Source organism: Chitinophaga barathri, from assembly GCF_003807585.1.
In the GTDB taxonomy this organism is placed as follows: domain Bacteria; phylum Bacteroidota; class Bacteroidia; order Chitinophagales; family Chitinophagaceae; genus Chitinophaga; species Chitinophaga barathri.
The window spans coordinates 359,246-372,872 of sequence record NZ_RMBX01000006.1 but is presented as its reverse complement, the minus strand read 5'-3'; the positions used below and the strand labels follow the sequence as shown (position 1 = coordinate 372,872).

At 52.1% G+C, this 13,627-nt stretch carries 11 protein-coding genes; 2 read left to right on the top strand and 9 right to left on the bottom strand.

Annotated elements, in window-relative coordinates; translation table 11 throughout:
• Positions 1-14: 14 nt before the first annotated feature.
• The 3 genes from EG028_RS13245 to EG028_RS13235 form a co-directional block, all read right to left on the bottom strand.
• Positions 15-1,490 carry an alpha-L-fucosidase gene (locus tag EG028_RS13245; RefSeq protein WP_120516693.1) on the bottom strand — a complete coding sequence of 492 codons (1,476 nt, stop codon included), beginning with the start codon at positions 1,488-1,490 and terminating at the stop codon, positions 15-17.
• A 15-nt stretch (positions 1,491-1,505) separates the two neighbouring features.
• Positions 1,506-3,890: a glycoside hydrolase family 95 protein gene (locus EG028_RS13240; RefSeq protein WP_120516694.1), complete on the bottom strand. Its 2,385-nt coding sequence runs from the start codon at positions 3,888-3,890 to the stop codon at positions 1,506-1,508.
• Positions 3,891-3,978: 88 nt separating this feature from the next.
• A complete protein-coding gene (locus EG028_RS13235; RefSeq protein ID WP_120516695.1) occupies positions 3,979-5,088 on the bottom strand; it encodes an NAD(P)/FAD-dependent oxidoreductase in 1,110 nt (369 codons plus the stop codon).
• Between the two features lie 110 nt (positions 5,089-5,198).
• Between EG028_RS13235 and EG028_RS28070 the strand changes: the two genes are divergently transcribed.
• Entirely contained in the window at positions 5,199-5,630 is a 432-nt protein-coding gene (locus EG028_RS28070) for a type II toxin-antitoxin system RelE/ParE family toxin (RefSeq protein WP_394364020.1), read from the top strand.
• A 9-nt stretch (positions 5,631-5,639) separates the two neighbouring features.
• Positions 5,640-5,993: a HigA family addiction module antitoxin gene (locus EG028_RS13225; RefSeq protein ID WP_120516697.1), complete on the top strand. Its 354-nt coding sequence runs from the start codon at positions 5,640-5,642 to the stop codon at positions 5,991-5,993.
• 1 nt (position 5,994) lies between these two features.
• Here the strand turns inward: EG028_RS13225 and EG028_RS13220 are convergent, their stop codons facing one another.
• From EG028_RS13220 to ilvD, 6 genes are all read right to left on the bottom strand, one after another.
• Complete coding sequence (locus tag EG028_RS13220; RefSeq protein ID WP_120516698.1) at positions 5,995-6,864, bottom strand: hypothetical protein; 870 nt, start codon at positions 6,862-6,864, stop codon at positions 5,995-5,997.
• A gap of 116 nt (positions 6,865-6,980) precedes the next feature.
• Positions 6,981-8,237 (bottom strand): threonine ammonia-lyase IlvA, encoded by a 1,257-nt coding sequence (ilvA, locus tag EG028_RS13215; protein ID WP_120516699.1) that lies wholly within the window; start codon positions 8,235-8,237, stop codon positions 6,981-6,983.
• A gap of 128 nt (positions 8,238-8,365) precedes the next feature.
• The gene (gene ilvC, locus EG028_RS13210) at positions 8,366-9,409 is read right to left on the bottom strand and encodes a ketol-acid reductoisomerase (RefSeq protein WP_120516700.1); all 1,044 of its coding nucleotides are present in this window, start codon (positions 9,407-9,409) and stop codon (positions 8,366-8,368) included.
• A gap of 60 nt (positions 9,410-9,469) precedes the next feature.
• Entirely contained in the window at positions 9,470-10,012 is a 543-nt protein-coding gene (gene ilvN / locus EG028_RS13205) for an acetolactate synthase small subunit (RefSeq protein WP_120516701.1), read from the bottom strand.
• A 30-nt stretch (positions 10,013-10,042) separates the two neighbouring features.
• Positions 10,043-11,794, bottom strand: coding sequence for a biosynthetic-type acetolactate synthase large subunit (ilvB, locus tag EG028_RS13200; protein WP_317127234.1), 1,752 nt, complete (start codon positions 11,792-11,794; stop codon positions 10,043-10,045).
• Positions 11,760-13,439, bottom strand: coding sequence for a dihydroxy-acid dehydratase (gene ilvD, locus EG028_RS13195; RefSeq protein WP_120516702.1), 1,680 nt, complete (start codon positions 13,437-13,439; stop codon positions 11,760-11,762). Before ilvD ends, ilvB begins: the two co-directional genes overlap by 35 nt.
• Positions 13,440-13,627 lie beyond the last annotated feature (188 nt).

Below are 13,627 nucleotides of genomic sequence, written 5' to 3'. Positions count from 1 at the left end.
TCATTCACAATCAATTAAATGACCTTTGTTTTAGTGATTTTAAACGTATACGCATGCTCGCAGGGCGTTTCTTTTACAGTCAGCCGGGGTACTGTCACTTCAATGCCTCCCGGTACCTTTTTATAGGCCAGGTCACGCTTCAGGCCCAGCATCTGCACTTTGGTCCCCGTGGTAGGAACAACGTCCTTAATGAGGATCTTCCCTTCGGGGAGGATGGGCGCAATGGCATATAAGTTGTCTCCGTTGGCGGTAAAGAAAAACTCTTTCCGGGCGAAGCCGGGATCGGGGTCCACCGTTTGTTTCAGCATCACTTCGCCGCTTACATAACCACCATGCGGCGGCTTCCAGTCCTGGCGGCCTTTGGTCCATTGCACATGTGTTTTCCAGGCGCGGGTGTTGTAAATGGCTTCACCGTTCACATCTAGCCATTTGCCGATCTGGAGCAGGCGCTCCTGCATGATAGGCGGGATCTTTCCCTGTGCATCCGGCCCGATATCCAGCAGCAGGTTACCGCCGCTGCTCACGATATCCAGCAGCAGGTAGATCAGCGACTGTGCGCTGTTGTAGTCTTCCACATCTTCATTCCTGTTATAACCGAATGAAAAACCCATGCCGCGGCACTCTTCCCAGGGGCGGACAAACTTAGCGCCTACTTCATATTCGGTAGTGTAATACCCTCCGTGTTTCTGGCGGATGCCTTTGCCCCAGCGGTCGTTCACGGCTATTTTGTCTTTCACGGGCGATTCATTGAAAAGCCAGGTGAGGAACTCACGGCTTTGCCAGAGTGTATCAGACTGCTCCCATTCGCCGTCGGGCCAGATAATGTCCGGTTCGTAGCGGGTCACAAGGTCTTTCAGCTGCGGGATCATATGATCATTCACATATTCTTTGTAGTGTTTGTTTTTGTACAGCGGGTTGTACCATTCATACAGGGAATAATAAAAGCCCATCTTCACCGGCGTTTTACGGACGGCCGCGGTGAGGTCGCCGAGCAGGTCACGTTTGGCGCCTGCGTCCATGGTGTTCCAGGGAGTACCGAATGCCTTCGTGGCTTCTTTGCTGGGCCAGAGAGCAAAGCCGTCGTGATGTTTGGAAGTGAGCACGATGTATTTCGCGCCTGATTTCTCAAAGAGCCTCGCCCATGCATCCGGGTCAAAATCTTCCGCTTTAAACATATCAGCGAACTTGTAATAGGAAAAGTCCGAGCCATACACTTTCGCGTGATGATCGTACACAGCGGTAGGTTTGGGATTGTTGTTTCCCCCTACCTGTTTTGACTGAAGCCAGTACTGGTACCATTCTGAATAAACGCCTTTCGGCGCCCATGCCGGAACTGAATACACACCCCAGTGAATAAAAATCCCAAACTTCGCATTCTCGAACCATGCGGGCACGGGCCTGCTATCCAGCGATTCCCAGGTAGGTTTGTACTGCTGGGCCGCAGCGGTAAACGGTAAGAGTAGCCATAACAAACATTTCAATGATCTCATATCTGATACGTGGTTTTATAACAATTGATCGACGGGCACCACCACTTCTTTTCCTCTTTCAACCGTCAATGGCAGCAAATGCTGGCGGTATTTTAGCACGAGGTTACGGCCTGTTGTGGAGCGGACCTTCACGCCGGAAAGCGTTCCGTTCTCCCAGCTGATATCCAGTATAAAACCGCCGCGGGCGCACAGCCCTTTGATCTTACCGGAAGACCATGCGGCGGGCACCGCGGGCAATAGTTCCACGTAGTCTCCATGGCTTTGCAGCAGCGCTTCCGCGATGCCCGCGGTGCCACCGAAATTGCCGTCTATCTGGAAAGGAGGGTGATTGTCAAAAAGATTGGGTAGGGTAGATTTCGCGAAGAGCGCCTGCAGATGGCTTCTCACACTGTCCGCTTGTTTGAGGCGCGCGTAGAAGTTGATGATCCATGCGCGGCTCCAGCCGGTGTGGCCGCCGCCTTTGGCCAGCCGGCCGGTAAGCGTGCGCAGCGCGCCTTCGTATAAAGCGGGTGTTTGCTCCGTGATCTGTGTACCAGGGTGCAGGCCGAATAAATGAGAGATGTGGCGGTGGCCTGGTTCCACTTCCTGGTATTCCTGCATCCATTCCAGGATGCGGCCGTCTTTGCCCGTTTTGGTGGGTGGCAGCTGCGCGATGATGCCCTCCCAGCGCACAACCTCAGCAGAATCCGTTCTGAGCGCTTTGGCGGCGGCAATACATTTGCTGAGGAACTCGCGAAGTATCTGGTTGTCCATCGTCGGGCCGTAAGTAAGACCGGTGGGTTTGCCTGTCACCGGGTGTACAAACTGGTTTTCGGGAGAGCTGCCGGGCGATGTAACGAGGAAACCCTCGGGGCTTTTCACGAGGTAGTCTTCCACGAACAAAGCATGCTCTTTCATGATAGGGTACGCTTTGTTTTTGAGGAACGTATAATCCAGTGTAAACGCAAAGTGTTCCCAGAAATGCAGGCACATCCAGCTGGCGGCCATCGGGAAAGTGCCCCATGCCACGCCGTTCTGCACGCCGGTTTTACCGAATGCATCGGTACAGTGATGCACGACCCATCCACGGGCGTTGTACATCTTTTTTGCCGTAATGCGGCCCTGCGGCCGGATATAATCCATAAAATCAAACAAAGGCGTGGTGGTGAAGGAGATATTGGTCACTTCAGCCGGCCAGTAGTTCATCTGGAGATTGATGTTGGTGTGAAAATCCGCATTCCAGGGCGCATCCATATGCTGGTTCCAGATACCCTGGAGATTCGCGGGCAAAACGCCCGGCGCACGTGAACTGGACACCAGCAGGTATCTGCCGTATTGAAAGAAAAGGCTGATCAGGTGCGGATCTTCAATGCCCTGTTTGGTTCTTTGCAGGCGTTCGTCTGTAGGGATATCATCCGCATGCTGGCCGTTGATCTCCAGGCTCACCCTTTCCATCACCGGCTTAAGGTCCTGGATATGACGGGTGGAAATAGCAGCGTAACTCCTGGCTGCGGCCGCCTGCATCAGTTTTTTACATTTATTGAGCGCGGACACCGCGTCTTCAAAATCCTGTTTCGTATAGTTGTAATTGGTAGCACCCTGGATGTAGAGCGTCACCGAATTTGCATTTTTCACCTGTATGGCTTGCCCGCCTGCGGTTTTGGTACCGCCTGTATTGGCTACCTGGAGCATGCCGGCAAACTTCATATGCAGGCCTTCCGGGCCATGATCTTCTTTCCCGTTCCTGTCGTTGATCTGCCCGTTCAGGATCAACTGGTTGTTGCCGGCGGCGGTTACTTTACAGTCGGTGAAACGGGAAGCGGTGTCGCGGATGTTTGGCCTGTCTATACTGAACGTGGCATTGAGAGAGCCCGGTTTTGACGTACTGATCTGTACCACGATCACATTGTCCGGCGCGGAAGCAAGCACTTCCTGCTTGTATTCCACCCCATTCACTTTGAAAGTGGTGGCAGCAATACCTGTTTCGAGGTTGAGGCTGCGTTTGTAATCGTCGTACGCGGTAACACCATAGTCGATATTCACGTTCATCAGGGTCTGATAAGAACGGAAGGCGCGCGCGGTCTTGTTGGAATTCTCGGCATCTACGGCAAGGAAGTTCGCATTCGCAATGGTAAGGGCTTCCTGGTTTTTGCCTTCAAAAATGAGTTTACGGATGGTATCCAGCACTTTATAGGCGTTGGGGTTCGCATCGTTGAACTTGATGCCGGCCCAGACGCTTTCTTCGTTGACCTGGAGTATTTCCTTTTCAGGACGGCCATATACCATGGCGCCCATACGGCCGTTGCCTACGGGCAGCGCTTCCTCCCATCTGCGGGCGGGCTGTTTGTACCACAGCTGCATTGGTTGTTGTGCGATGGCCGCATTGGTTGACAGTAACAGTAGTACAAGGAACTTTTTCATAACTGTAAACGATATAGGATAAATATAATGAATGAGGTGCTGGCTTACAAGAGGCCGTTAATTAAATACCACTATTTGAGATTATTGGTTAGTCCTGCATCATGCCGGCCAGCGTTCTGCCCACTTCGGAGCCTATGGCAACGCCCATGCCGCCCATGCGTACGGCCAGCCAGATGCGGGATGAATGCGCTTTCACAATGGGCTGCTTCGTTTTTCCGAACGCCATAATGCCCGCCCAGCGGTCTTCTACGGTAAATTGATGATGGGGAAGGATGATGTTGTGCAGTTTGTCTTCCAGGTCCTGCTGGATACGCCGGTTCAGTTCAAATTCTGTAGTGGTTTCGCCTTCGAAATCAAGGTTGCGGCCGCCGCCGAACAATACGCGGCCGTTCAGTTCACGGAAATAATAATACCCCTGGTTGAAGTGGTAAATGCCTTTAAAAGGCAGTTTTTTGACGGGAGCGGTAATCAATATCTGTCCGCGGCCGGGTGTAACGTCCAGCCTGGGGATCAGGTTTTTCGCAAAAGCATTTGTGCATATGGCGAGGCGCGGGGCTGAGAAGGTGAGCTCGTCGTTCACTGTTACGTCCACCCTGTCCGCTTTTTCTTCGAAGTGTGTGACGTCGCAGCCTGTTTTAATTTCGATGCCGCGTTCTATGGCTACATCGATGAGCGTGCGCATCATTTTGCCGGTGTTCAGCTCGCCTTCGTAGTTATTTTGTACAAGGTGTTTGGTAACAATGCCTTTCTCCGCAATCTTCTGGTCTGCAAGGGAAAACGCGGGACCGGGAAGGATATCGAACAACAGTTCATTGACTTTCACCAGTTGTTCCAGCGCGGGCGCTTCGGCTTCACTGATGAGCTCAAAGCTGCCGTTTTCGCGGTATTCCATGCGGTCGTCCCCGATGCGGCTGCGGAGGAGCTGGAGGCCTTTTCTACGCATTTGCACGAGGGCTACCACGTCTTTCGCTGGCATATGCTGCAGGTCGTCCAGTATTTCGGTGAGGCTGCCGATGCAGGCAAATCCTGCATTGCGGGTGGATGCGCCGGTGGGGAGGAGGCCTCTTTCGAGTACGAGGATTCGCTGGCGGGGAAAACGTTCTTTGAGGCTGATAGCTGTGGACAGGCCGACAATACCGCTTCCGAGGAGGATGCAGTCGTATTGCAGAAGGCTTTGTTTTTCCCAGTAGCTGAGCATAACACGAATGTATTAAAAATCCGGGATATTTTTTTGGGGTGCGTAAGTGTAAAGTGTAACTTTACGCTTTACACTGTTCCTTGAAAAGGATATCTTCGACATAGTGAAAAATGTTATTAGGACGGGTGAATTTTTATTGTTTATTACGCAGAAAAATTCCTCTCTGGAATACTGAGAAATGCTATCGTAGAGCGGAGATATTCTCAGGGTTTTTATCCCCCCTTTTTGCATCGTTTTGGGCTCTTTATAAGAGTAAAATTAAAACGATGATAAAAAGTTTTAGAAGTAAAGCGTTGAGAGCTTGCTGGGTAGATGACAACTGTTACAAACTCCCACAGTCAATACTCAACAAAATCAGGTGGATATTACAAATAGTGGATTTGGCACAGGCCGTTCCGGATGACCTGTGCCAACTTGATCTTCATCCGCTCAAAGGAAATTATAAAGGCTATTGGAGTGTGAAGGTGAACGGCAACTACAGGATTGTTTTCACTTTTATAAATGGAAATGCATACGACGTAGACTATATTGATTATCATTAAACAGTTTTTATGAAACGTAAAATGAAACTTGAACATCCCGGCATCATCATCAAAGAACTTATCTTCGATGAAAAGGGCCTCAGCATCACCGATGCCGCAGGGTTGCTGGGAGTAACCCGCACCGCCCTTTCCAATGTAGCGAATGGTAAAGCCGATCTCTCCGTTGATATGAGCCTGCGAATGGAATATGTATTTGGCGGCACCGCCGAGTTCTGGCAGCGCATGCAGGCGGCATATAACGTAGAACAAGCCCGCCCGCATATCGCTAAACTCAAGCTCAAACGCTACAAACCAAAACTAAAAAAATCCCTGCCCGTAAAAGAAACAACGAGCAGGGACCGCAAAACAAAAAAAGTTGCATGAGCTAGTTGACCATCGGCTTCAGGCCTCTCACCCCCATATCCACCACCTTCTCCCCTTCCAGCGGATCATATTTGCCGTTGCCGTTGGTGTCCTGCCATTCAAAGCTCTTGTTCACAGACAATGATACCGTGATCACAATATCCTGTTTCTCCTGCCCCGTGATCTGCAAAGCAGCATTAAACGGCCCTGTCACCACGCAGGAACCCGGCGGAATGGGCGATGTGGCCGCGATAGGATTCGGTACCGTCGTAGCTCCCGCAGGCGCCTGGCCGCTCACCACGCTGTATTTCGTTTCCAGCGCCCAATAACCCTGCTTGCGGTTCGCGTTTACCGACAGCGTACTGTCTTTGATCTTATAACTCGTGATATAGCTGTTAAAACCTATAAAAGAAGCCAGCGAGCCTGTCCATTCCTGGCCCAGGGCGCTGAACCGGATATCGTAATTCTGGTAAGCCAGCGAAACCCGCAGGTACTCATATCTCCCGGCCGGCACGTCTTTCAGCGGCACTTCATAAAACACCTCCCCGTCACCGGCCTGTTTGGCGCTGGCAAAATCTATGGCTGTTTCCCCGCCTTTGGTGGTCTCCTCGTGGCGGTACAGCACCGCTCCTTTGCCCAAAGCCGTCAGCGCTGTAGGCGCCAATTCGAGGTAATGCGAGCTCATTGCCCTGAAAGTAGGGCTCTGCGCGGCATTTCCCGCCGGCACGGATACCGGCTGGCCAAGGTTGCCCAGGCGTTCCTGATTAGGATCGAATTTGTATTTAAAAATGAGTTTTGGCCCCTTCCCTTCCGCAGAATCTTCGTTTTTGGAACAGGCGGAGAAAATGGAAAGCGCCACAAGGCAGCCCGACAGCAGTAGGTTTTTCGACATAGACCGGATTTTGGATATTAATAACGCCGGCAACTTACTAAATATTGGCGGATAAAAAAGAAAGCCCCGGACCAGGATGGCCGGAGCTTTTTGTACTACTATAGGTTGAACCAATACTAAACCAGGTAACCAAAAAGATTGTCGTCTTTATTCAGCTCGGTGTAATGGACATTATACTTCGTCATATTGGTGAGCAGCACATCGTAATCCTCCCTGTTTTTCAGCTCAATCCCCACCAGTGCCGGGCCGGTTTCTTTGTTGTGCTTCTGGATAAATTCGAAGCGGGTAATGTCATCCCCGGGGCCTAATACATGGTTCACAAATTCCTTCAAAGCGCCCGGCCGTTGGGCAAAGCGGACGATGAAGTAATGTTTCAGGCCTTCGTATAAAAGAGACCGTTCCTTGATCTCCTGCATACGGTCAATGTCATTGTTGCTGCCACTTACCACGCATACAACCTTTTTCCCTTTGATCTCTTCCGCAAAATCTTCCAGCGCGGCGATGGACAGTGCTCCGGCCGGTTCCACCACGATCGCGTCTTCGTTGTATAATTTGAGAATAGTGGAACAAATACGCCCTTCCGGCACCAGGCTCATCTTATCAAGCACGTCTTTACAGATCCGGAAAGTCAGTTCCCCTACCCTTTTTACTGCGGCTCCGTCAACGAACCTGTCTATTTCAGGAAGTGTCACAGGACCGCCGTTTTCCAGCGCTTTTAGCATGGAGGGGGCTCCTTCCGGCTCAAGGCCGATGATCTTTGTTTTGGGGCTGTAAATACGGAAATAAGTGCCTGTTCCGGAGGCCAGCCCTCCGCCGCCCACGGGCACGAAGAGAAAATCCACTTCCGGTTGTTCTTCGAGTATTTCCAGCGCTACGGTTCCCTGGCCTTCAATGATCTTCGCATCGTCAAAGGGCGGGATGAATGTCATGCGCTGTTCGCGCGTAAAGGCCTGCGCTTCCGCGGAGCAATCGTCGAAAGTGTCTCCTATGAGCCTTATTTCGATGTTGTCTCCGCCGAACATTTTGACCTGGTTGACTTTTTGTTTCGGTGTAATGATGGGCATAAATACCACACCTTTCACTTTCAGCAGGCGGCAGCTGTAGGCAAATCCCTGTGCGTGATTGCCCGCGCTTGCGCAGGTAACGCCGTTGGCCAGCTGAAGCGGGGTAAGGCTGCTCATCAGATTGTATGCGCCACGCAGTTTGTAGGAACGGACCACCTGCATGTCTTCTCTTTTGAGATAAACATCACACTGGTACCTGCGGGAAAGATTGACGTTATAGGTTAACGGGGTGCGGTTCACTACGGATCGCAGTCTTTCGGCTGCTTCCTTTATCTGGTTGGTATCGATGGTTGGGAGAACTTCAGTCATTTCAATTGAGTTAAAAAATAAAAAAGAAAAGTACCAGGAAAAGCGGCGGCGTCAAATCAAACACACTCCTCCACAACCGCTGCCGATATCTATCCTGGTACCTTTCATATTCTATTTTTTATAGCTTATTATTTGCCGGGGCGAAGCTGTCTTACAGCCGCGCCTGCCTGCCACATTTCGCTGTTACGCAGCTCTTCGAGCTCTGCATTCAGCTTGGGGCGGTAATCCGCCTGGCCGTTCAGGTCGATGGAGCGCTGTGCTTCTTTACCTGCCGCTACGGAAGCGTACAGTTCGTCAAATACAGGCTGTGTAGCTTCTTTGAATTTTTTCCACCAGTCGAGCGCGCCGCGCTGAGCAGTAGTAGAGCAGTTCGCATACATCCAGTCCATACCGTTCTCTGCTACCAGTGGCATCAGGGATTGGGTCAGTTCTTCAACGGTTTCGTTGAATGCTTCGGACGGGGAGTGGCCGTTGTTGCGCAGTGTCTGGTACTGTGCAGCAAAGATACCCTGGATAGCGCCCATCAGGGTGCCGCGTTCGCCGGTGAGGTCGGAATACACTTCTTTTTTGAAGTCTGTTTCGAACAGGTATCCGGAACCAACGCCGATACCCAGCGCGATTACACGATCGCGTGCTTTGCCGGTGGCATCCTGGAAGATAGCGAAGCTGGAGTTCAGACCCTGGCCTGCGAGGAACAGTCTGCGGAGTGAAGTACCGGAGCCTTTGGGAGCCACCAGGATCACATCTACGTCTGCCGGGGGAATGATATTGGTCTTTTCTTTGAAAGTGATACCGAAACCATGTGAGAAATACAGGGCTTTACCTTTGGTGAGGAAAGGCTTCAGTGTAGGCCACAGCTGGATCTGACCGGCGTCGGACAGCAGGTATTGGATGATAGTGCCTTTCTGTGCGGCTTCTTCGATTTCGAACAGCGTTTCGCCCGGTACCCAACCGTCTGCAACGGCTTTATCCCAGGTTTTGGAATCTTTGCGCTGGCCGATGATCACGTTGAAACCGTTGTCTTTCAGGTTCAATGCCTGACCGGGGCCCTGCACGCCGTAACCAATGATCGCAATTGTTTCATTTTTCAGCACTTCTCTTGCCTTTTCCATGGGGAATTCTTCTCTGGTTACTACGTCTTCCAGTACTCCGCCAAAATTGATGGTTGCCATGTTTTGATAGTGTTTTTTTAAAAAGTTTTAAGTTCTAGGTTATTGCATTCTGGTGCCGTATCAGTCTTTCAGGCTGTCCGCTTCGATGAGGGACAGGTCTTTCAGATGTTCGTGGAAACGGCGGCTCCATTTCACGATCGCTACGCGGCCGCTTTTGGAATATTCTATGAGACCGTATGGTTCCAGCTTCTGGAGCATTGCGATAAGCTCCTGCTGGTGGCCTGTTTTTTCGAGTACAAAGTAATCCGGCGTGATGGTGAGGATGCGCGCATTGTTATCCCGGATGATCTTCTCAATGTCTCCATTGTGAAGGCTTTTGGTGGATATTTTATACAATGCCAGCTCCTGGTACACGACCTCATCTTCGTCATGCACAAATGCACGGTGTACTTCGATGAGTTTTTCGATCTGGCCGATCACTTTTTCCAGCCTGTCGCGGGTGGACATCACGGTGATGATGAATTTGTACACCCCGGTTATTTCCGTCTCCGCGGTGGTCAGGCTGGTGATGTTGATACCACGGCGCGTGAAGATCACCGAGATGCGGTTTGTGATCCCCACCCTGTCTTCCGTGTATACCGTAACTGTATATTCCTTTTGCATGTTGTGTCTGATTAATGGTGTGATGAACTGCTACTCGAGGCGGATGGATGAGATCGGCGCGCCGGCCGGTACCATCGGGAATACGTTGTCTTCCTGCTCCACCACCACTTCCAGCAGATATGCGCCTTTGGTGTCCAGCATTTCTTTTACGGCGCCTTCCAGGTCCGCGCGCTCGGTCACCTTGCGGCCCGGCACGTAAAAACCTTTTGCGATCTGCACAAAATCAGGGTTGATCATCACGGTGGAAGAATAACGTTTGTCGAAGAACAGCTGCTGCCACTGGCGTACCATGCCCAGGAAGTTGTTGTTCAGTATCACGATTTTCACGCCTATTTCAGACTGGTAAATGGTGCCCAGCTCCTGGAGCGTCATCTGGAAACAACCATCGCCGATGATGGCCACCACTTCTCTTTCAGGCGCGCCTACTTTTGCGCCCATAGCCGCGGGAAGGGCAAAGCCCATGGTACCCATGCCACCGCTGGTGATATTGGTATTCGGGTCTTCGAAGCGGTAGTAACGGGAAGCTACCATCTGGTGCTGGCCTACATCTGTTACCAGGATCGCTTTTCCTTTGGTCTGTTCTGAAATGATGCGGATCACTTCCGCCATTTTGATCTGTCCTTCTGTGGGGTACAGTTCGCGGTGGCGTACTTTTTCGTCTTCTTTTTTATCTGCTTCCTTGAACAGCTGCAGCCATTCAGGGTGTTTGGCTTCTTTGATGAGCGGGAGCAATGCGGTCAGCGCTTCTTTTGCGTCCGCGTGCACAGCTATGTCGGCGGGGATGATCTTATTGATCTCCGCTTTATCGATCTCGATGTGGATCACTTTCGCCTGGCGGGCAAACTCGTTCACGTCGCCGGTGATGCGGTCGTCGAAACGCATGCCTACCGCGATGAGCACGTCGCATTCGTTCGTATTGATGTTCGGACCGTAGTTGCCGTGCATGCCGGTGTAACCAACATAACAGGGGTGATCTACGGGAACGGCGGAGAGGCCCAGTAAGGTAGAAGCGATCGCGATGTCTGCTTTTTCGGCTACGGCGAGCAGTTCCTTTTCAGCACCGGAGATCAGTACGCCGTGGCCGCAGAGGATGTAAGGGCGTTTGGCGTTGTTGATCAGTTCCGCGGCTTCTTTCACAGTATCCAGGTTCAGCACCGGGTGCGGGTGATAGCTGCGGATGTTTTCGCAGGCTTTGTACTGGAAATCCAGTTTGCCGAACTGCGCATTTTTGGTAATGTCCACCAGTACGGCGCCGGGGCGGCCGCTGCGGGCAATGTAAAATGCTTTGGCAATGGCGCCGGGTATATCTTCAGGCCTGGTGACCTGTATGTTCCATTTGGTGATGGGGGTGGTGATGCCGATCACGTCTGTTTCCTGGAAAGCGTCCGTGCCCAGCAGCGCGGCGGCTACCTGGCCGGTGATGCATACCATGGGAGTAGAATCCATCTGCGCGTCCGCGAGACCTGTTACCAGGTTTGTAGCGCCGGGGCCGGAGGTGGCGAATACCACGCCTACTTTACCGTTTGCACGGGCGTAACCCTGTGCCGCGTGTGTAGCGCCTTGTTCGTGACGTACCAGGATATGATGAACCTGGTCCTGGAAATCGTAGAGAGCATCATAAATGGGCATAATAGCGCCGCCGGGGTAACCAAAAATGGTTTCCACACCTTCCGCAATCAGTGACCGGATCACAGCTTCCGCACCGGTAATGATCTCGGGGGTAGCCGTGGCCCGCTTGTCAGACTCATCAGTCTTCATCGGTAACACATCCTTCTGTTGCATTTTTTACTTGTTTTGCGTACTTGAATAATATCCCGTTTTTTGCCTTCAGAGCCGGTTGTTTCCAGGCTGCTTTACGCTCGGCCAGCTCTTCGGGTGTCAGGTTAACCTTGATGATATTGTTAACGGCGTCCAGCTCAATCACGTCATTGTCTTTTACCAGTGCGATGGTGCCGCCTTCGTAAGCCTCCGGTACGATATGCCCTACCACAAAGCCGTGGGTACCTCCGGAGAATCGGCCGTCTGTAATGAGGGCCACGCTTTTACCCAGGCCAACGCCCATAATGGCGGAAGTGGGTTTGAGCATCTCTGGCATACCAGGGCCGCCTTTGGGGCCTACGTAGCGAATGACGACGACGTCTCCCGCCTTCACCTTGCCGGACTGTATGCCTGCGATCAGTTCAAACTCACCGTCGAATACGCGGGCCGGGCCTACGAATTTTTCGCCTTCCTTACCGGTGATCTTCGCCACGGAGCCCTGCTCGGCAAGGTTTCCGTAGAGTATCTGGATGTGCGCGGTGGCTTTCAGCGGCTGGTCCAGCGGGTATATAATGTCTTGTTTTGTAAAGTCGATGTCGGGTACGGATTCCAGGTTCTCCGCTATGGTCTTGCCGGTAACGGTGAGACAGTTTCCGTGAAGCCTGCCTTCTTTCAGCAGGTATTTCATCACCAGGGGAATGCCGCCGATGTTGTGGAGGTCTTCCATCAGGTATTTGCCGCTGGGCTTCAGGTCCGCCAGCAGCGGTGTGGCATCGCTCAGGCGTTGGAAATCCGCCATGGTGATGTTTACGCCAACGGATTTCGCGATGGCGATGAAGTGCAGTACCGCGTTGGTGCTGCCACCGGTAGCCATGATCACGGTGATTGCGTTCTCAAACGCCTCACGGGTCATGATGTCCTTCGGTTTAATATCTCTTTCCAGCAGCAGGCGGATGTATTGACCGGCTGCCAGGCATTCTTCTATTTTGTCTTTGCTCAGTGCGGGGTTGGAAGAGCTGTACGGGAGGCTCATACCCAGTGCTTCGATAGCGGAGCTCATGGTATTGGCCGTGTACATACCGCCGCAGGCGCCCGCTCCGGGGCAGGAGTTCTGTACGATGCCTTTGAAATCCCCTTCATCGAGGTTGCCGGCCATTTTCTGGCCCAGCGCTTCAAACGCGGATATGATGTTTAAGTCTTTTCCTTTGTATTTGCCGGGCGCGATCGATCCGCCGTAAACCATGATAGCGGGGCGGTTCAGGCGGCCCATGGCTATCAGGGAGCCGGGCATGTTTTTGTCGCAGCCGGGCACGGTGATCACCGCATCGTAGTACTGTGCGCCGCATACAGTTTCGATAGAGTCGGCGATCAGGTCGCGGCTTACGAGGGAATAACGCATCCCCTCCGTACCGTTGCTGATCCCGTCGCTCACGCCGATGGTGTTAAAAATAAGCCCTACCAGGTCATTTGCCCAAACGCCTTTCTTTACTTCTTTCGCAAGGTCATTCAGGTGCATGTTGCACGTGTTGCCATCGTAGCCCATGCTCACAATGCCTACCTGTGCTTTTTTCAGGTCTTCCTCTGTCAGTCCTATCCCGTACAGCATGGCCTGTGCGGCTGGCTGGGTGGGATCTTGCGTAATCGTCTTGCTGTATTTGTTTAACTCCATAATAATGTGGTCGTTAGTACCGGGTCACGGCTATCTGAATTTCTAATTATCGTACAAGTTATTCCCGGTGCGGCTCATATTCAAACCAATAATCGGGCTGTTCCCGGTCTTCAAAAGGCAGGCCTGGTGGCCAAAATCCGCTATGGGTGTGAGTTAGGGATAAAAGCGTTTACGCCATTCAACGGGCT

Coding starts and splice junctions, on each gene's coding strand:
- EG028_RS13225 (WP_120516697.1), top strand. CDS start 5,640: ATGAAACGTAAAATGAAACTTGAACATCCCGGCATCATCATCAAAGAA.
- EG028_RS13245 (WP_120516693.1), bottom strand. CDS start 1,490: ATGAGATCATTGAAATGTTTGTTATGGCTACTCTTACCGTTTACCGCT.
- EG028_RS13240 (WP_120516694.1), bottom strand. CDS start 3,890: ATGAAAAAGTTCCTTGTACTACTGTTACTGTCAACCAATGCGGCCATC.
- ilvN (WP_120516701.1), bottom strand. CDS start 10,012: ATGCAAAAGGAATATACAGTTACGGTATACACGGAAGACAGGGTGGGG.
- EG028_RS28070 (WP_394364020.1), top strand. CDS start 5,199: ATGTTATTAGGACGGGTGAATTTTTATTGTTTATTACGCAGAAAAATT.
- EG028_RS13220 (WP_120516698.1), bottom strand. CDS start 6,864: ATGTCGAAAAACCTACTGCTGTCGGGCTGCCTTGTGGCGCTTTCCATT.
- ilvA (WP_120516699.1), bottom strand. CDS start 8,237: ATGACTGAAGTTCTCCCAACCATCGATACCAACCAGATAAAGGAAGCA.
- EG028_RS13235 (WP_120516695.1), bottom strand. CDS start 5,088: ATGCTCAGCTACTGGGAAAAACAAAGCCTTCTGCAATACGACTGCATC.
- ilvB (WP_317127234.1), bottom strand. CDS start 11,794: ATGCAACAGAAGGATGTGTTACCGATGAAGACTGATGAGTCTGACAAG.
- ilvD (WP_120516702.1), bottom strand. CDS start 13,439: ATGGAGTTAAACAAATACAGCAAGACGATTACGCAAGATCCCACCCAG.
- ilvC (WP_120516700.1), bottom strand. CDS start 9,409: ATGGCAACCATCAATTTTGGCGGAGTACTGGAAGACGTAGTAACCAGA.